An 18,108-nucleotide genomic window follows, 5' to 3' on the forward strand; every position below is an offset into this window, starting at 1 on the left:
ACCGGGGATCGACCGCCCGAACGTCGCGAACGAAGGCGAGGTCGGGGCGCAGCGGGTGACGCGCTACCTCCGTCGACTCACTCCAGTGGCTGTGCGTAGTCGACCTGTTTCGGCCGGAAGCCGGCATCGCGGTAGAACCGGCGTGCGCCATCGTTCTCCCACTCGCAGGAGACCTTGAGGTGATCGCACTCCCGGTCGCGGGCGATCTCCTTCACGCGCTCGACGACCGCCGTGCCGTGGCCGCGGTTCCGGTGGGCTTCGTCGATAGCGACGTTCACGATCCGGAGGTACCGGGAATACCGTCGCGAGGGGTGCCGACCCTCCCGGAGGGTGAGGAAGCCGATCGTCTCGGAGCCGTGAACGACGAGATAGTCCGTGACCCGCTCGTCCTCGAGGTGGGCCCGGAACCCGTCGTCCGGGACCTCGTCGGCGTCCGCGTAGACGTGTTCGTTCAGCTCGGAGTGCGCCGCCATCGTCTCCGCGAGGTCGTACCAGCGCTCGACGAGCGCGTCGAGGTCGTCGGCGGTGGCTTCGACGAGTTCCATATCGGGACTGCTCGGCGCCGACTGTTCAGGCTTTGCCCGGCGTGTCGACCCCTGACGCGATCCGTGACGCGGTCCGCGGTCCGAGTGAATGATCGGCTCCCGTCGACGCGGATCCAGCACGCTCAAACCCCGACCCCCCGAAGCCGGAGCCACCCGACCGTGCGCGTTCTCGACTACCTCGAACTCGACGCCCGACTCGACCGCGCGGGCATCGGCACCGCCCACGACCAGCAGGTCGAGGCGCTGGAACGCGCCCGCGCGGCCGGCGTCGACGTGGCGGTCGTCACCTCGCCGTGGGCCGAGGGCGACCGCCGCGCCGCCCTCCGCCGGGCCGTCTCCGGTCGCTCACCCCTCGCCGACGTGGACGTGATCCACCTGAACCTCATCGGCCCCGCGAGCGTCGCGCTCGCGCGGTACGCGAGGCTGACGGACACGCCGCTGGTACTCCACTGCCACGTCACCAGCGAGGACTTCCGCGAGAGCTTCCGCGGGTCGAACGCCGTCGCGCCCGCCCTCCGTCGGTACCTCCGGTGGTTCTACTCGCAGGCGGACCTCGTACTCACGCCCTCGGAGTACACGAAGCGGCAGCTGCTTGCGTACCCCGTCGACGCGCCGATCCGCGCCGTCTCCAACGGCATCGACCACGACTCGGTCGCCGACCACGAGGCGTACCGCGAGGCGTACCGCGAGCGATTCGACCTCGACGGCGTCGTGATGTTCGCGGTCGGGTCGGTGTTCGAGCGCAAGGGACTCACCGACTTCTGCGAGGTGGCGAAGCGCGTCGACCACGACTTCGCGTGGTTCGGCACCGTCGACTCCGGGCCCCAGGCCTCGCAGACGGTGAAGCGGTGGACCGGCGACCCGCCGGAGAACGTCACCTTCACCGGCTGGGTCGACGACAAGCCCGGCGCGTTCGGCGCCGGCGACGTGTTCTTCTTCCCGACGAAGGAGGAGAACCAGGGCATCGTCGTGCTGGAGGCGATGGCCTGCGGCAAGCCGTGCGTCCTCCGGGACATCCCCGTGTTCCGCGAGTACTTCGAGGACGGCCACGACTGCCTGCTGTGTGACTCCCGCGAGGAGATGGTCGACGCCCTGAACCGACTCGCCGACGACTCCGATCTCCGCGAACGACTCGGCGAGAACGCTCGCGAGACGGCCGCCGAGCACTCGTTGGAGCGCGTCGGCGAGGAACTGGTCGACACCTACGAGCAACTGATCGACGCACAGTAGGCGGTCCCTTTCTCACCACTCCGCCGCGGTCAACGGCGCCCGCGCGGAAGACGCAAGGCATTACCCCTCGCTCCGGAAACGGCGGACGAATGCAGACCGTCGCCGCGTTCACCGACACGTACCTGCCGACGGTGAACGGCGTCACCTACACGCTGGAGTCGTGGCGCGAGGAGTGGCGCGCCCGCGGCGGCCGGATGGACGTGGTGTTCCCCGAGGCGCCCGGACACGACCCCACGGACGGCGAGTACACCACCCGCAGCGTCGGCTTCCCCTTCTACGACGGCTTCCGGATGGGCCTGCCGGGCGTCCCCGACGCCGTCCGCGACGCGGACGTCGTCCACGCGCACACGCCCTTCGCGCTCGGGCTCTCGGGATGGTACCTCGCGCGACGGATCGACGCGCCGCTGGTCGCCTCCTATCACACGCCGACCGCAGAGTACGCCGACTACCTCGCGGCCGGCCCGGCCGCCGCGGTCGTCGAGGGCGCCGCCCGACGCTACGAACGGCGGTACATGAACGCCGCCGCCGCGGTCGTCGTCCCCAGCGAACCCGCCGGCGAGCACCTCCGCGATATCGGGGTCCACACGCGCGTCGAGGTGGTGCCCAACGGCGTCGACACCGACTTCTTCGCGCCGCCGGACGCCGAGGCACTCGACGCCTTCCGCGACAAGTACGATCTGCCCGCCCCGTCGGACGGCCCGCTCGTCGGCTACACCGGCCGCCACGGCTTCGAGAAGGAACTGACCGAGATCCCGCCGGCGGTCGCCGCCGCCGACGCCGAGGCGACGCTCGTGTTCGGCGGCGACGGCCCCGCCCGCGAGGCGGTCGAGCGCGCCTGCGACGAGGCCGGCGTCGACGCGCGCTTCCTCGGATTTCTCCCCCGCGAGGACCTCCCGGCGCTGTACGCCAGCCTCGACGCCTTCGTGTTCCCCTCGCCCGTCGAGACGCAGGGACTCGTCGCGCTGGAGGCGAACGCCTGCGGGACGCCCGTCGTCGGCGTCGGCGCCGGCGCGCTCGCGGACACCGTCGTCGACGGCGAGACCGGCTACCACTACCCCCGCGGCGACACCGCGGCCTTCGCCGACGCCATCGACCGCACGCTCGCGGAGCGTGCGGCGCTCTCCGAGCACTGCCTCGACCGCCGCGAGGAGACGAGCGTCGAGCACGCGGTCGACCGGCTGGCGGACCTGTACGACTCGGTGACCGAGTGACGACGGCCGCGCCGCTCGCCGTCGGTCGCGTCGAAAAAAAAAAACGGAACTCAGTGCGGTCGGTCTCGCTGCTCTCCGGGGCGGACCGGCACGGAGACCGCTCCGCCGCTTCGTCGAGACCTCCCTTCGCGGAACTCGCTAGTCGTCCTCGATGGCCTGCGCGATCCGCTGGAGCTGCCGGGTCGCGTCGCGGACCTCGTCGCGGAGCTGACGCACCTCGCGCACGAGCTCCTCGTTGCCGACGGACTCCTCCTCGGCGCCGCGCCCGCCGGGGCCACCGGGGCCGCCGCCCATTCCGCCGCCCATGCCGCCGGGGCCGCCCCCGCCGCCCATCATCCCGCCCATCATCTGCGCGAAGGGGTTGCCGCCGCCGCCCATGCCGCCGGGGCCGCCCCCGCCGCCCATCATCTCCTCGGGGGAGGGCGCGCCGCCCTCGCCCTCCTCGCGCTCCTGTTCGCGTCGCTCGCGGATCTCCTCGACCCGCTCGCGGAACGACTTCTCCTCGCCGTCGTCGCCTCCGTCGGCTCCGTCGGCGCCCTCGTTCGCGTCCGATCCAGCGTCCTCGGGGTCGTTGTCTGCCATGAATCCGGGTTCGGTCCGGCGTCCGAAAAGCGTTGTTCCTCGGGGGGCGGAACCGAGCCCTCTTGTACCCCGGCCCCCGAGCGGGGCGCGTGTTCGCGGATCGGTCCGACGCTATCGCCGACGACGCGCCTCATCGCGGCTACGGGGTCGCGCTCACGCCGGGCGTGAGCGGGCCGTGCGCCCTCGTCACCGGCTATGGACCGGAGAATCGCCTGCTGACGTGGCGCGACGGCGCCCTCCGCGACGTGGCGACGCCCGCCGTCGCCGACGAGGGGCGCCACGCGATCGGCGTCGTCGCCGCCGACCTCGACGCCGACGGCGCCGAGGAGATCTACGTCCACAACACGGAGTCCTACCGGGGACAGACTCGAGATACCGACCTCCTGCTCGACCCCGTCGACGTGCTCCCGGACCACGATGACGTACGCTGGCGCGACCTGTTCGGCCTCGCGATCAACGCCGACCGCGGCAACTTCCGCGCCGGCCGCTCGGTCGCCGCGCTCGACCGCTACGGCACCGGCCGCTACGGCGTCTTCGTCGCCTGCTACGGCGTCCCCTCCCGGTTCTACGAACTCGGCGACGACGGCGAACTCTCGGACATGTCCGAGGCGGTCGGCCTCGAACTGGACGCCGGCGCGCGCTCGCTGTACGCCGGTCCGCTCGTGAGCGATCGGATGGATCTGTTCGTGGGCGTCGAGCGAGGGCCGAATCGGCTGTTCCGAAACGCCTCGGGTCACTTCGAGGAGGTCGCCCGGGACGTCGGACTCGACGCGCCCGGGACGAACGCCCGCGGTGTCACGATGGCCGACGGCGACCTCGCGGTCGGCGGCTGGGAGACGCCGAGCCGGCTGTTCGCTCGGACTCCACCGGGCGGGTCCGGCCGACCGACAGACCACGAGCCCCGGGCGGACGGCTCGCTGTCGCTTCCCACCTTCAGCGACGCCGCCCCGGCCGAGTTCTCGGCGCCGACGCGGATCCGGACGCTCGTCACGGCCGACTTCGACAACGACGGGCGAGAAGAGCTGTTCTGCAACGCGCTGGGCGCCCCGAACCGCCTGTTCCGCAAGGGGCGCGAGGGATGGACCGCGCTCGACCCCGGCGACGCCGCGGAACCGCGCGGGCTGGGAACTGGCGCCGCCGTCGCGGACTTCGACGGCGACGGCGCTCTCGAGTTACTCGTGGTCCACGGCGAACTCGCCGCCCAGCCGCTCTCGCTGTACGCCGTCGACGGCGCCGCCGAGAACGACTGGCTCCGCGTGCGCCCGACCACCCAGTACGGGGCACCGGCCCGGGGCGCGGCCGTCACCGTCGAGACGGCGTCGTGGACGCGGACGAAGGTCGTGTGCGCCGGGTCGGGGTACCTCTGTCAGATGGAGCCGGTCGCCCACTTCGGTCTCGGCGATGAGACGCCCGAGCGCGTCACGGTCCGCTGGCCCGACGGCCGCGAGGCGACGCTGGAGTCGCCCGCCGCCCGGACCGAACACGAACTCTCCCACCCGATGGCGCCGCGGTTCTGATTCTGCGGGCTGTCGCCCGGCCATCCGATCCGACCCCGCACGGTGACGCAACCGCTTTGGGGCACCCCGGCGCACGTCGAACCATGACCGACGAGCGCGCGCCGAGACGGGGGAAGGTCGACCGCGACGCCTTCGAGTCGGTGGTGCGGCCGAACCTCGGGGCCGTCCGCGACGACGTGCGCCTCGGGCCGACCCACGGCGTCGACTTCGGCGTCATCGACGTGGCCGACCGCGCGGTCGTGTGCGCGACCGACCCGATCTCGCTGCTTCCGGAGCTGGGCTACGAGCGCGCCGGTCGCTTCGCGCTCTCCTTTGCCCTCGGCGACGTGGCCGTCTCCGGCGTCGCGCCCACCCACTTCTGCCCCTCCTTCGCGCTCCCGAGCGACGTGACCGACGACGAGTTCGCCGCCTTCTGGGCGGCTGTCGCAGCCGAGTGCGAGGCGCTCGGCGTCGCTATCCCGACGGGCCACACTGCCCGTTACCCCGGCGCGTCGCTCCCGTGGGTCGGCGCCGCCACGGTGCTCGGTGTCGGCGACCCCGACGACGTGATCCGCCCCGACGGCGCCCGTCCGGGCGACCGTCTGCTCGTCACGAAGGGGCCGGGAATCGAGACGGCGGGGCTGTTCGCGTCGCTGTACCCCGACGCGCTCGCCGAACGAGGGCTCGACGAGGCGACGATCGACTCCGCGGCCGCCCTGCTCGACGAGACGAGCGTCGTGCGCGACGCGCTCGCTGCCGCGGAGGCCGGCAGTGAGCGCGTCGACAGCGACGGCACCGACGCGGGCGACCGAGACGGCGAGCCGACCGCCGACGCTGACGCGGGCGTCACCGCGATGCACGACGCGACCGAGGGCGGCCTCCGCGGGGCGCTGTGTGAGACGGCCGAGGCGGGCGCCGTCCGCATCGACGTGGACTCGGCGGCCGTTCCGACGAACGCCGCCGCCGTGGCGACGTGCGAGGCGCTCGACCTCGATCCGTGGGCGTGTACGACCTCCGGGACGCTCCTGCTCGCTGTCGACCCTCTGGCCGTCGACCGCGTCGTCGCCGCGCTGGAATCGAGAGGAACGCCGGTCGGCGTCGCCGGCGACGTGCGCGAGGGATCGGGCGTGTTCGTCGACGGCGAGCGTGTCGAGCCGCCCGCTGAGGACGCGTCGTGGGCGGCGTACGAGCGACTCTCCGGGTCGGACTGAACGATATTCGGGGCCGCAGTCACTCCTCGCTGCCGGCGGCCGTTAGCCGCTCCCGGGTCGCCGCCGCGAGGTCGTCGAACGCCGCGTCGGCGGCGGCGACCTCGTCGGCGAACGACAGGAACCCGTGGCACATCCTCTCGTATTCCAGGTGCTCGGCGTCGACGCCGGCATCGGCGAGCCGGGCGGCGTAGGCGGCGCCGTCGTCGCGCAGCGGGTCGCGCTCGCCGGTGACGACGACCGCGGGGGCACTGTCGGCGAGCGTCGCCTCGTCCGCCCGCAGCGGCGCCGCGTAGGGGTTGACGGCGTCCACGTCCGAGCGGAGGTACTCGCGCCAGAAACGGCGCATGTCGGCGCGCGTCAGGAGCGGGCCGTCCGCGTTCGCCTCGTAGGAGTCGGTCCCGAAGTCGCGATCGGTGATCGGGTACAACAGCGTCTGGACCGCGGGGGCCTCACCGTCGGGGGTCGCGAGCGCGGTCGCGGCCGCGAGGTTCCCGCCGGCGGAGGATCCGGCGACGCCGACGACGCCGTTTCCGCCGAACTCGGCGGCGTGCTCGCGGGTCCACCGGAGCGCGTGGATCGCGTCGTCCACCGCGGCGGGAAACGGGTGCTCGGGCGCGAGTCGGTAGTCGACGGAGACGACGACGGCGCCGACGCGGCGACACAGCCGCCGCGCGAGGTCGTCCGCGGAGTCGAGCGTGCCGAGACACCAGCCGCCGCCGTGGAAGAAGACGAGCGTCGGCGCCGGCGTTTCGGTTGGGCGGTAGACCCGAAGCGGGAGGTCGTCGTCCGGATCGTCGCCGCCGCCGGACCCTGCGGGACCGTCGATCGCGAGATCGAGCGTCGAGGCGACCGGGAGGTCGTCGTCCGAGGTGAAGAGCTCGTCCTCGATGCGCCGGGCGCTCTCCACGGAGAGGGCGTGCCACGGCGGGACCCCGAGCGCCTCGATCTCGACGACGACCTCGCGGAGTTCGGGGTCGAGCTCGGCGAGTCGACCCGAGCGGGTTTCCTCCTCGGCGGAGTCGGTCATGCGCCCTCGGATGTGCGCGGGCGACAAGAATCCCCGCGTGACGGATCCCGTACCGCCGCGGTCGCCGGAACCGAGCCGCTCTTGCTGGGTCGTGCCGGACGTGTCGGTGTGTCGCTCTCGCTCGGTCGCCTCGTCGGCGACGACGCGGACGTGCTCGACGACCGCGACTTCCGCCTGCTGTTGCTCGCGTCGCTCATCTCGCCGATGGGTGCCTCGGTCGTCTCGCCGGTCGTCGAGTCGCTGGCGGGCCCGTACGGCGTCTCGGCGACGGAGGCCGCGCTGCTCCTCTCGGCCTTTACCGCGCCGGGGATCGTCCTCATCCCGCTCTCGGGCGTGTTGGCCGACCGCTACGGCCGCAAACCCGTGCTCGCGTCGGGGCTGGCGCTGTTCGGCCTTGCGGGCGTCGCGCTCACGCTGACGACCGACTTCCGCACCGCGCTCGCGCTCCGGTTGCTTCAGGGGGTCGGCTACACCGGGATCGGCCCGATCCTGATCACCGCGACTGGCGACCTGTTCTCGGGCGCCCGCGAGTCGGCCGCGCAGGGCGTCCGCTTCACGGCCGTCGGCGCGTCGCTGACGGTGTTCCCGTTCCTCGCGGGGCTGCTCGTCGGGTTCGCGTGGCAGTACCCGTTCGCGCTGTACGCCGCCGCGCTCCCCGTCGCCGCGGTCGTGTGGCTGCGGTTCGAGGAATCCGCGGACCTCGGGAATGCCGGCGACGATGCGACCGCCGGCGGCGGCGTCCGCACGCTGCTCGCGCTGGCGACGCGTCCGCGGGTCGCCGCCACGCTGGTCGGCCGGGCGGTGCCGGGGTTCCTCTGGTTCGGCTTTCTCACGTACAACTCGATCGTGGTCGTCCGCCTGCTCGGCGGGACGCCCGGCGCCGCGGGCGCGCTCGTCGCCGTCGCCTCCGTTTCCAGCGCCGTCGCGACGACGCAGGCCGGCCGCATCACGGCCCGGTTCGGCCGGACCGTCCCGACGTTCGCCGCGCTCGTGCTCGCCGGCGGCGGGCTCGCGGGGCTCGCGCTCGCGCCGTCGGTCCCGGTCGCGCTCGCCGCGGGCGTCCCCGTCGGCGCGGGGTTCTCGGTGTCGCTGACGCTGTACCGTTCGGCGATCACGGGGCTCGCCGGCGACGACACCCGTGGCGGCCTCGTCAGCCTCGGGGAGTCGATCGGTCGGCTGGGCTCGACCGGTGCCCCGATCGCGATGGGTGCCGCGGTCGGGTTCCTCGCGGACGCGGTCGGGTACGCCGCCGCCGTCAGGACGGTCTCGATCGTCGTCGCCGTCGGCGTCGTCGCCGTCGGGGGCGCTCTGCTTCTCCTCGGCGACATGGGCGCCGACACCGGCGCCGGGACACCGGCCGCCGGCGGTGATTGAGCTTACGGCCGCGAGCCGCGACGCCAACGCCTAACTCCCTTCCGTCGAACGCCGACCCATGACCGACACGAACGCCGGGGACGGCCACGCGCTCGCCGACGCTCGCGAGCGCGACGCCGCTGATCCCCTTCGGGAGTATCGAGACCACTTCTCGGTGCCCGACGGCGAGCGCTACATGGACGGGAACTCGCTCGGGTTGGCCTCCGACACCGCCCTCGCGACGCTGGAGCGCGTCGTCGACGAGTGGCGCGAACTCGCGATCCGCGGGTGGGAGGCCGCCGACCCCGACTGGTTCCACTACGGCGAACACCTCGGCGACCTGCTCGCGCCGCTGGTCGGCGCCCGCGAGTCCGAGGTCGTCGTCGCCAACTCGACCACCGTCAATATCCACACCCTGATCGGGACGTTCCTCGACACGCTCCCCGGCACGCCGGCGGGTCCGGATCCCACCGCCGACCCGCCGGCGGTGCTGGTCAACGACCTCGACTTCCCGACTGACCACTACGCGATCCGGGGGCAGTTCCGCCAGCGCGGGATCGACCCCGACGAACAGCTTGTGGCCGTCGAGTCGCGCGACGGCCGCACCATCGAGGAGGCCGACATCGAGGCGGCGCTCCGCGAGCGCGACGACGTCGGGATCGTGTTCATGCCCTCCGTCCTCTACCGGTCGGGCCAACTGCTCGATATCGACCGGATCACCGCGGCCGCTCACGACCACGGCGCGCTCGCGGGGTTCGACTGCGCCCACTCGATCGGGGCGGTCGACCACGCGCTCGGCGACGCCGGCGCCGACGACGAGGGCGCCGACTTCGCGGTGTGGTGCTCGTACAAGTACCTCAACGCCGGTCCCGGCGCGACCGCGGGGCTGTACGTCCACGGGCGCCACCACGGCACGACGCCCGCGCTCGCCGGCTGGTGGGGCAACGACAAGTCGACCCAGTTCGAGATGCGCCACACCTACGAGGGGGCCGACACCGCCGGCGCGTGGCAGATCGGCACCGTCCCGATGCTGTCGTCGGCGCCGATCGAGGGAGCCACGGAACTGGTCCGCGAGGCCGGGATCGACGCGGTCCGTGAGAAGTCGCTCGCGCTCACGGACTACCTGATCGAGCTGGTCGACGACCGCCTCGGGGACGACTTCGCCATCGGAACGCCCCGCGAGCACGCCCGCCGCGGCGGCCACGTCGCGATCGAACACCCCGAGGGCTACCGCGTGAGCGAGGCGCTCCGTGACCGCGGGGTGGTCGTCGACTTCCGACCGCCGAACGTCGTCCGCGTCTGCCCGGCGCCGCTGTACACCCGATACGAGGACGTGTGGCACGTGGTCGAGACGATCGAGGAGATAGTCGAGTCGGATGTGCACCTAGAGTACGAGCCTCGGGACGGAGGCGTCACCTGAACGATGTCACTCGCCGAGGTAGCGCAGTCCCGCACCGGCGACGAGCACGAGGCCGCCGGCGATGAACGTTCCCGGAAGCGGAAGCACGAACAGGCCGAGGCCGATCAACAGCACGGCCGTGGATAGTCGCATGGCTCTCGTTGGCCGACCGGACGGAAGTACTCGGTGACGGTTCCGGTGCCGCCGGAAGCCGCGAGACTGCGCGGCGGTCGCTTCGTCACCGCTGGGGACGAACGAACAGCACGCCGGCCAGTCCGAGTATCGAGAGGGGTGCCCCCAGGACGATCGCGTCCGTTCCGTCGCCGATGTCTGACACGCTCGACGCGAACGGTGAGAGCGTCGTTGCCTCGGTTGTGGTTGCCATCGCGGTCGCCGTTTCGGTTACAGTTTCCGTCGCGGTCGCCGCCTCGGTTGCCGTTGAGGTTACCGTGCCGGTCGCCGTCCCGGTTGCGGTTGCCGTCGCCGTCCCGGTTGCAGTTGCCGTCGCCGTCTCGGTTGCGGTTCCGGTTGGGGGTACTGTCGCGGTTGCGGTCTCGTTGGGCGTTTGTGTCGCGGTTGCGGTCTCCGTCTCGGGACTCGTGGAGACACCGAACGCTGCCACGGTCTCGGAACCCGAAAGGATGACCGTCGGCGTCGGTCCGGTAGCCCCCTCGATCGGCGTCCAGGCGTCGCTCACGAACCTGAACAACTGAGCCTGCGTGTCGTCAGCTATCGAGGAGATAGTGAACGTCGCCGCGACGTTCGAGTCGGCGTTGGTGACGGTGAGCGCCTGTTCGCTGAGCGGGTCACCGGGCGTCTCCGCGCCGATCTCGGACACCTCGAGGGTTCCCAGTTGCACCGGGCTGTCCCGGTCAGCCTCGAACGTCACGACTGACCCGTCGGCGGGCGTGGAAACGGTGATCTGTGCGCTTAGCGAGACGTTCGAGAGCGCGAGCTCGCCGGTGTCGCGAACCTCGAGCGCGACGCCGTCGTCGTCACGGATCGTGACGTCCTCCAGCCGGTCGCCTGCCGGGTTGTCGCCGAAGACGGCCGGGCCGTCAGTCCCCGTGATCGCCGACTGCTCGACCACGTTGTCCCCTGAATCGGAGAAGCCGACGCCGAACTCGCCGTTGTTCTCGACGGTCGCGTTGGTGACGGTGTTGTCGACGACGTCGGTGCTGAAGTAGATCCCGCCGCCGTCGTTACCGGAGACAGTGAGGTTCGCGAATCGACTCTCTTCGACCACCTCAGCCAGGTACAGCCCGACGTTCGAGTTGTCGGCGATCGTCAGGTTCTCGCCGGTGACGTTGGTCGTCTCCCACAGGTAGAGCCCGTTCCCGCCGTCGGTGACGGTGACGTTTCGGAGCACGCTGTCGTCGGCACCGTACAGTGCGATTCCGCCGGCGTTGGTGACGGTGACATTGACAAACTGGACTCGCGGTCCACCGTTGTCCAGCGTGGGGCCCGCGCGGATTCCCTGGTCCCACTCGGAGACCGCGAGATCGCGAACGGTGACGTTCGTGAGCGGCTCGTCGTCGCCGAATCCGTCGACGGTGTCGTTGTACACGAGGAGGCCCAGCGAGTCCTCGGCGCCGGCCCCGGTCACGCTGTTGCCGTTTCCGTCGAGAACGACGTCGCTCGCACGGACGTGGATACAGACCTCCCCGGCGGAGGACTCGACGTCGTCAGTCAGTTCGTACGTCCCGGACTCGGTGATCGTCGTGCAGGAGTCGATCTCCTCCGGAGTGGTGTCTTCCGGTGCGCCGTCATCGGTGACGTTCCCATCGTCAGTGACGTTGCCGTCGTCGGTGATGTTCTCGTCGTCGGTGACGTTGCCGTCGTCGGTGATGTTCTCGTCGTCGGTGACGTTCCCATCGTCGGTGACGTTGCCGTCGTCGGTGATGTTCTCGTCGTCGGCCTCGACCGCCTCGACGCTGAAGTCGAACGCCTCGTCGTCGTTCACGGGAACGGACCGGCCGTCCTCGGCGGTCGCCGTCGCGGTCCAGTTTCCGGGTTCGAGGTCCGCCAGCACCTCAGCCTCGTTGGCGGGGACGGGCACCGATCGGTTCTCCCCCGTCTCGTTCGTGGCGGTGACGGTGACCGTGTCGTCGTTCGGATTGTCGACGGTCAGCGACCCGTTGTCGACGGTCGCGGTCACCGACTCGAGTTCCTCCGGCGGCTGTGCGTCCGCTTCGACGGTGAACGCGAACGTCTCGTTGTCGTTGATCAGCGCGGTCGCGTTCTCCCCGGCGTCGGCGGTCAGCGTGTAGTCGCCCGGCGGCAGATCGGAGACGGTCGCCGTTTCGCCGGCGGCGACGTCGAACGACTCGACGGTCCCCGTCTCGTTTTCGAGGGTCGCCGTGGCGTTCACCCCGGACGGGTTCGTGACCGTGAGCGTGGCGTTATCGACCGACGCGTCGAGGAACGCCTCGCCCGCTGCCGGTGCGATGGAGACGTTCACCCGCGACTCGCCGTTGAGTGGAGCCGGTTCACCGTCCGCGGTGGTAGCCGTGAGGGTGTAGGTTCCGGGTTCGAGCTGGAGCGTCGTGGTCTCGTTCGAGGACACCGTCTCGTTTCGAGCCGTGCCCGACTCGTCGGTCGCGGTGACGGTGACGGGATCGTCTCCCGGATTCGTGACCGAGACGTTCTGCTCGCGCTCCACCACGGTAAGGCTCTCTGCAACCGCCGGACACTCCGCGACGGTGGCCGCGAGTTCGGACTCGTTTTCGTCTCCGAGCGGAACCGTCGTCCCGTCGCCGGTGGCTGCCGACAGGCTGTACTCGCCCGCCGACTCCACCACCTGTCGGGTCTCGCCCGCGGCCACGCCGAGCTCTTCGGTGCCGTTCGGTCCGTCGACGGTCACCGTGACCGGGATGTCGTTCGGGTTCGTGACGGTGACGTTCTCACAACTCGTCGCGACACCGAGCGACCGGATCTGCGGCGGGTCGTCGGGGTCGAGCGGGTCCGTCCCGTCCTCGACTTCGACCCCGTCGAGGATCCCGTCGCCGTCGGTGTCGGGGTCGCTCGCGTTCGTTCCGATCGACTCCTCGGTCTCGTCGGAGAGCCCGTCGTCGTCGGAATCGATCGGGACGGGATCGTTGATGTCGAGCGGGTCGGAGCCGTTCGCGACTTCCTCGCCGTCGCTGATGGAGTCGCCGTCGGTGTCGGGGTCGGTCGGGTCGGTGAACGTTACCGTCACCTCGAATCCGTCGTCGAGGCCGTCGCCGTCCGTGTCGGCGTCATTCGGATCGGTCCCGATCCGCTCCTCCTGTGCCGTTCCCAGCCCGTCGCCGTCGGGGTCCGGCGGTGCGGGATCGTCGGGGTCGGTCGGGTCGGTACCGCGGTCGACCTCCGCGGCGTCGGTGAGCCCGTCGCCGTCGGTGTCGGGGTCGGTCGGGTCGGTCCCGAGGTCGACCTCCCTCCCGTCGCCGAGCCCGTCTCCGTCCGTATCGTACGCGAGCGGATTCGAGCCGTACGACTCGACCTCGGTTCCGTCGTCGAGGCCGTCGCCGTCCGTGTCGGCGTCGTCCGGGTCGGTGCCGAGCGCGCGCTCCTCCTCGCGCGTCAGCCCGTCGCCGTCGGCGTCAGTCTCGCTCGGGTCGTTCGGATCCAGCGGGTCGGACCCCTCGTCGACTTCCGTTCCGTCGTCGATTCCGTCGCCGTCGGTGTCGGCGTCGGTCGGATCGGTGCCGAGGCGGATCTCGGTGCCGTCGTCGAGGCCGTCATCGTCGGTGTCGGGGTTACGCGGGTCGGTCCGCTCGATGAGCACCTCCGTCCCGTCGTTGAGGCCATCGCCGTCGGTGTCAACGTCCTTCGGGTCGGTGCTGATGAGGCGCTCCTGATCGTCCGAGAGGCCGTCACGGTCGCTGTCGCCGGAGGAGGAGAGCTTGTTCTCCCCGGTCTTCTTCCCGTCCTTGTATATCGCGTACGGGCGATTCTCCTTGTTCTTGACCGCCTTCTTCGTGGTGTCGGCGGCCGCGATCTGAACGGAGATCTGTATCTGGACGATGTTGACGACCTGTACCTGCGTCACCTGTCCGAGAACACCCGCACACGCGCCTCTGGCGGACGACTGGATCTGTGTGACGCTCGCCGACTGACTCTGGGAGAGCGCGCCCGAGGACGCGCCCGCGGCGGCGACCTGTATCTGCACGATCGTGACTGTCTGGCTCTGAGAGATCGCGCCGGCGGCACCACCGTACGCCGCCGCCTGTACCTGTTTAACTGTCGCCCGTTGACTCTGGGAGATCGCCCCGTTCGCGCCGCCCAGCGCCGCCACCTGCACCTGCTTCACGTTCGCCTGCTGGACCTGTTCGAGCGCGCCTTCGGCGCCACCGCTGGCCGCGCCGTGGACTTTCTCGGGCCTGCCGTGTCCTTCGAGCGCACCGTATGCGCCGCCCTGGGCGGCTTCTTGGATCTTCGAGACGTCCGCGACCGACCGCTTGGCCGCACCCCGTGCGGCACCGGAGGCGGCTCCCGCCGCGGCTTGCTGCACCTGTGTCACCGAGGCGCGTTGGCTCTGTGCGATCGACCCGTGAGCCGCGCCGTAGGCTGCCCCCTGTATCTGGGTTACGTTCGCCGACTGGGACTGTCGGAGCGCGCCACGGGTGCTCCCCGAGACGGCCGCCTGTATCTGGGTCACGTTGACCGATTGCGACTGCAGGAGCGCGCCGTGTGCCGCGCCGCGGGCGGCGCGCTGGATCTGCTCGACGCTCGCCCGCTGTCGCTGGTCAACGGCGTCGACGGCCGCCTCCTTCGCGGCCGCTATCTGCGCCTGCGTGACTGTCGCCCCCTGCTGCTGGGCCAGCTCTGCACCCTCCTCGACGCCCTCCTCCGCGGCGGCGCGACGGGACTGCTGGACCGTCGCGGGATCGTCGACGCCCTCGAGATCCGCGGCCGCCAGTACGCTCGGTGACGCAAGCGAGCCGGCGGTCGAGTCCGCGATCTGGGCTGCGCTGGGATCGTCCTGCGGTACTGCCGCACCGGCGCCGGCGGCGACCGGGCTCGTGATGATCGTCAACGCCACCAGTCCGACCAGCAGTCTCCTCGCGACCTTGTACCGGAGTCCCGGAGAATCAGGCATGGGTTCCTCCGATATCGGATAACTGTGCGCCCCGTTCGCCCCCGATAGATCGCGTGACTCGACTCGTGTGTATCGAGATGTCGACTGACCCGGTTCCGGGTGTCATCCCGATGGGTATCCCGCCGGGCTCGGTGCCCGTGAACCCCTGATGAGTGTGAAGTGCTGACATGATAGCTGGTAGCACTCCCAGTGAGAACGGGCATTACTGTTCTTTCGCCGTCGATGTCAGCTTCCGGCCGATTTCGGCAGAATATCGGCTCGATCGTTCGATCGAGCACCTGGATGGGTCCGAGTTGGTACCCGCTTAGTTGATGCGTTCCGCCGGGATCGGGTTACTCGCGGGAGTACTCGGTGTCGAACATCTGCGCGGACGTGGGCACCGGGTCGCCCTCGGTGAGGTTGTACGCGGACAGGTCGGCGTCGCTCGCGCCCGCGGCGCGAAGGAGGTCCTCGTCGTACGCCGAGTGGCCGGTGTACTCGTCCGGGTCGCGCGCGAGGATCGAGAGCACGGCGTCCGCGAGCACGTGCGGGGTTCGCCAGTCGTCCTCGGTACCGAGCCCGAAGTAGCGCGTCGCGCGGGTGTCGACGGCGGTCACCGGCCAGAACGTGTTACAGCCGATCCCGTCGGCCGCCAGCTCCTCGGCCAGCGAGAGGGTGACGAACGACATCCCCAGCTTCGACCACGCGTAGGCGGCCTTGCCGGGTGCCCGGTCCATCGTCACCGGCGGCGCGTTCGTGAGGATCCACCCGCCGTCCTGCCCGCGCAGGTGCGGGAGGAACGCCCGCGAGACGAGGTAGGTTCCGCGGACGTTCACGTCCGTCAGCAGGTCGAAGCGGTTCGCCGGGAGGTCGGCGACGTTCGCCAACTGGATCGCGCTGGCGTTGTTGATCACGATATCGACCGTGCCGAACTCGTCGATCGCTTCCTCGACGGCGGCCTCGACGGCGTCCTCGTCGCGCACGTCCAACTGGATCGCATGGGCGTCGACGCCGCGCTCCTCGCACTGCTCGGCCGTCGTGTGGATCGTGCCGGGGAGGTCGCCGCCGGGTTCGGCGGTCTTCCCAGTCGAGACGATGTCGCAGCCGTGTTCGGCGAGCGTGAGCGCGATGCGCTTGCCGATGCCGCGGGTCGTCCCGGTGACGAACGCCGTCGACCCGGAGAGGTCGGGCGCGTCGAAGGGCGGGTCGGCGCGAGCGGGTCCGGCGGGCATCGCGTCGTCGGCGTCGGGGGATGCGTCGGCCATACCGCCACCTCGGCGGGGGGATCCGAATACCTACCGCCGCGGCGGGGGCGGACGATCGTCCGGGGCGAATTCACGCCGCGTCGCGGGCGCGGTCACGGAGGCCAGAGATGACTCGCCGGTAGCGCTCGACCAGCGTCGCGAGCAGGCGTCGCTCGACCGTCGAGAACCCGAGGACGCGCAACACGGCGGCGTACGCCGCGAATCCGAGGAGCGTGCCGACGACCGCCGCGGGGGTCCGGGAGAGGAGCCCGCGCGTCGCAAGCGCGATGGCCGCGAACGGAACCGCCGCCAGCAGCGGCTTGCCGTGTGCGCGGGTGAACGGCTGGAGCCCCTCGACCCGGTACAGCACCGCCACCTCCAGCCCGTTGTTGACGCCGAGCATGAGGAGGTAGCTGGCGACCAGCCCCGGTAACCCGAATTCGACGGTGAGCGGGATCGCCGTGACGGCGAGAAACAGCGTGATCGCGGTGTTGACCACCAACAGCGCGCGCTGGTGGTCGGTCATCCGCAGGAGGATGCCGACGCTGCCGGCCGCGCACGCCAGCACTTGGGCGAGCACGAACCCCGGAAGCAGCGGCGCGTACCGCACGAACGTCGGCCCGAACAGCGCCATCACCGCCTCGCGGTAGACGATCGTCGGCACCGACAGTCCGACCACGCCGACGAGCACGAGCCGACTCGTGACGTGGTACAGCCGCGACAGGGCCTCGGGGTGGTCGCCGTCGTTGAGCGCGGCCGCGACCGGCGGGATGAACTGGTTGATCGCCATCAGGGGGAGCCGGACGAGGCTCCCGACGAGGACGCCGACGGCGAACACGCCGCCCGCGGTGCCCGACAGGAACACGGCGATCAGCGGGTAGAAGCCCAACCGCTGGGTCGTCGTCGCGAAGCCGCTGAGGAACAGCGGCGTCGTGTACCCGACGTACCGACGCCGGATCGCCGCGGCGTCGGGCACGCGGATCCGCGGACGGAACCCTCGTGAGCGCGCGAGCCACCCCGCCCCGACGAGCGCGAGCGCGCCCATCGCCACGGGCAGTCCCACGGCGACGCCGACGAGGCCGCTCACCACGACCGCGCCGGCGACGCCGACAGTCAACTGGGCGAGCGGGAACGCGACGCGCTGGAACACGTTCAGCGCGGTCACCTCCTCGGTGGCGCGCAACACCCGCGCGACAACGAACAGCGACACCGTCAGCGGTAGCCCCGCGCCGAACGCGCGGAGGTACAGCGGGAACGGCGGTCCCTTCCCGGTGAACTCGGCGACGGCGGGCGCGCCGAGGAACAGCCCCGCGCCGAAGACCGCGGAGACCCCGACCACCAGCGCCGCCGCGAACATCGCGAGGGCGTCGCGTTCGGCCGGGTCCTCCACGGTCGGGAGAAAGCGGCTGAGGCCGCTGCCGAACCCCATCGCGAGCCGTCGGAGAAACCGCGAGAGTCGCCGTGCGAGCGCGAACAGCCCGTACGGCCCGGCTGCGAACGTGTTCGTCAACAGCGCGGTGAACGCCAGCGTCAGCCCGCGCTGGGCGAGGATGCTCGGCGTGGAGACGACCGCGCCGTGGGCGACTCGTTCGAGCGCGTCCGCGAGGCGCGCCTCGGTCGGGTCGAGGTCCGCGGCGGCGTCGCGGCCGGCGTCGCCGCTATCGCCGTCGGCTTCCTCGGTCGTAGCGGTCGATCCCCCCGCCGAGCCCATCGACTCGCCGGAGCGGAGAGTCGGAGAAAAACCCGAC

The 18,108-nt window shown here is 71.2% G+C and carries 13 protein-coding genes; 6 read left to right on the forward strand and 7 right to left on the reverse strand.

The genetic code is table 11. From position 1 onward, the window contains the following. Positions 1-77 precede the first annotated feature (77 nt). The gene (locus ABJD39_RS11680) at positions 78-545 is read right to left on the reverse strand and encodes a GNAT family N-acetyltransferase (protein ID WP_348608758.1); all 468 of its coding nucleotides are present in this window, start codon (positions 543-545) and stop codon (positions 78-80) included. A 159-nt stretch (positions 546-704) separates the two neighbouring features. On the opposite strand from ABJD39_RS11680, the gene ABJD39_RS11685 reads away from it, so the two are divergent. Next, positions 705-1,775 carry a glycosyltransferase family 4 protein gene (locus ABJD39_RS11685; RefSeq protein ID WP_348608761.1) on the forward strand — a complete coding sequence of 357 codons (1,071 nt, stop codon included), beginning with the start codon at positions 705-707 and terminating at the stop codon, positions 1,773-1,775. Between the two features lie 89 nt (positions 1,776-1,864). Further along, positions 1,865-2,986: a glycosyltransferase gene (locus tag ABJD39_RS11690; RefSeq protein WP_348608764.1), complete on the forward strand. Its 1,122-nt coding sequence runs from the start codon at positions 1,865-1,867 to the stop codon at positions 2,984-2,986. Between the two features lie 138 nt (positions 2,987-3,124). Here the strand turns inward: ABJD39_RS11690 and ABJD39_RS11695 are convergent, their stop codons facing one another. After that, positions 3,125-3,568, reverse strand: a complete 444-nt coding sequence (locus ABJD39_RS11695; protein ID WP_348608767.1) for a hypothetical protein — start codon at positions 3,566-3,568, stop codon at positions 3,125-3,127. 89 nt (positions 3,569-3,657) lie between these two features. On the opposite strand from ABJD39_RS11695, the gene ABJD39_RS11700 reads away from it, so the two are divergent. Both ABJD39_RS11700 and ABJD39_RS11705 read left to right on the forward strand, forming a co-directional pair. Beyond that, complete coding sequence (locus ABJD39_RS11700) at positions 3,658-5,085, forward strand: CRTAC1 family protein (RefSeq protein WP_348608770.1); 1,428 nt, start codon at positions 3,658-3,660, stop codon at positions 5,083-5,085. 83 nt (positions 5,086-5,168) lie between these two features. Beyond that, positions 5,169-6,275, forward strand: a complete 1,107-nt coding sequence (locus tag ABJD39_RS11705; protein WP_348608772.1) for an AIR synthase-related protein — start codon at positions 5,169-5,171, stop codon at positions 6,273-6,275. A gap of 19 nt (positions 6,276-6,294) precedes the next feature. Here ABJD39_RS11705 and ABJD39_RS11710 read toward each other — a convergent pair whose 3' ends face one another. Then, complete coding sequence (locus tag ABJD39_RS11710; protein WP_348608775.1) at positions 6,295-7,302, reverse strand: alpha/beta hydrolase; 1,008 nt, start codon at positions 7,300-7,302, stop codon at positions 6,295-6,297. A 108-nt stretch (positions 7,303-7,410) separates the two neighbouring features. Here ABJD39_RS11710 and ABJD39_RS11715 point away from each other — a divergent pair, with 108 nt between their 5' ends. Together ABJD39_RS11715 and kynU are read left to right on the forward strand one after the other, a co-directional pair. Continuing rightward, positions 7,411-8,676, forward strand: coding sequence for an MFS transporter (locus tag ABJD39_RS11715; RefSeq protein ID WP_348608778.1), 1,266 nt, complete (start codon positions 7,411-7,413; stop codon positions 8,674-8,676). 58 nt (positions 8,677-8,734) lie between these two features. After that, positions 8,735-10,075, forward strand: a complete 1,341-nt coding sequence (kynU, locus tag ABJD39_RS11720; protein ID WP_348608781.1) for a kynureninase — start codon at positions 8,735-8,737, stop codon at positions 10,073-10,075. A gap of 6 nt (positions 10,076-10,081) precedes the next feature. On the opposite strand, the gene ABJD39_RS11725 is transcribed toward kynU, so the two are convergent. From ABJD39_RS11725 to ABJD39_RS11740, 4 genes are all read right to left on the reverse strand, one after another. After that, positions 10,082-10,207: a hypothetical protein gene (locus ABJD39_RS11725; RefSeq protein WP_275671153.1), complete on the reverse strand. Its 126-nt coding sequence runs from the start codon at positions 10,205-10,207 to the stop codon at positions 10,082-10,084. 85 nt (positions 10,208-10,292) lie between these two features. Beyond that, positions 10,293-15,137: a right-handed parallel beta-helix repeat-containing protein gene (locus ABJD39_RS11730; protein ID WP_348608784.1), complete on the reverse strand. Its 4,845-nt coding sequence runs from the start codon at positions 15,135-15,137 to the stop codon at positions 10,293-10,295. Between the two features lie 332 nt (positions 15,138-15,469). Beyond that, positions 15,470-16,348, reverse strand: a complete 879-nt coding sequence (locus tag ABJD39_RS11735) for an SDR family oxidoreductase (protein WP_348613637.1) — start codon at positions 16,346-16,348, stop codon at positions 15,470-15,472. Between the two features lie 103 nt (positions 16,349-16,451). Next, positions 16,452-18,071 (reverse strand): lipopolysaccharide biosynthesis protein, encoded by a 1,620-nt coding sequence (locus ABJD39_RS11740; protein WP_348608787.1) that lies wholly within the window; start codon positions 18,069-18,071, stop codon positions 16,452-16,454. Between the last annotated feature and the right edge of the window lie 37 nt (positions 18,072-18,108).

It is taken from the genome of Halobaculum rarum (assembly GCF_040025155.1).
GTDB classification, from domain to species: Archaea; Halobacteriota; Halobacteria; order Halobacteriales; family Haloferacaceae; genus Halobaculum; species Halobaculum rarum.

What these genes read in the sequence shown, in the direction of transcription:
- ABJD39_RS11680 (WP_348608758.1), bottom strand. Translation starts at nt 545, where the DNA reads ATGGAACTCGTCGAAGCCACCGCCGACGACCTCGACGCGCTCGTCGAG.
- ABJD39_RS11690 (WP_348608764.1), top strand. Translation starts at nt 1,865, where the DNA reads ATGCAGACCGTCGCCGCGTTCACCGACACGTACCTGCCGACGGTGAAC.
- ABJD39_RS11695 (WP_348608767.1), bottom strand. Translation starts at nt 3,568, where the DNA reads ATGGCAGACAACGACCCCGAGGACGCTGGATCGGACGCGAACGAGGGC.
- ABJD39_RS11705 (WP_348608772.1), top strand. Translation starts at nt 5,169, where the DNA reads ATGACCGACGAGCGCGCGCCGAGACGGGGGAAGGTCGACCGCGACGCC.
- ABJD39_RS11710 (WP_348608775.1), bottom strand. Translation starts at nt 7,302, where the DNA reads ATGACCGACTCCGCCGAGGAGGAAACCCGCTCGGGTCGACTCGCCGAG.
- kynU (WP_348608781.1), top strand. Translation starts at nt 8,735, where the DNA reads ATGACCGACACGAACGCCGGGGACGGCCACGCGCTCGCCGACGCTCGC.
- ABJD39_RS11725 (WP_275671153.1), bottom strand. Translation starts at nt 10,207, where the DNA reads ATGCGACTATCCACGGCCGTGCTGTTGATCGGCCTCGGCCTGTTCGTG.
- ABJD39_RS11730 (WP_348608784.1), bottom strand. Translation starts at nt 15,137, where the DNA reads ATGCCTGATTCTCCGGGACTCCGGTACAAGGTCGCGAGGAGACTGCTG.
- ABJD39_RS11735 (WP_348613637.1), bottom strand. Translation starts at nt 16,348, where the DNA reads ATGCCCGCCGGACCCGCTCGCGCCGACCCGCCCTTCGACGCGCCCGAC.
- ABJD39_RS11740 (WP_348608787.1), bottom strand. Translation starts at nt 18,071, where the DNA reads ATGGGCTCGGCGGGGGGATCGACCGCTACGACCGAGGAAGCCGACGGC.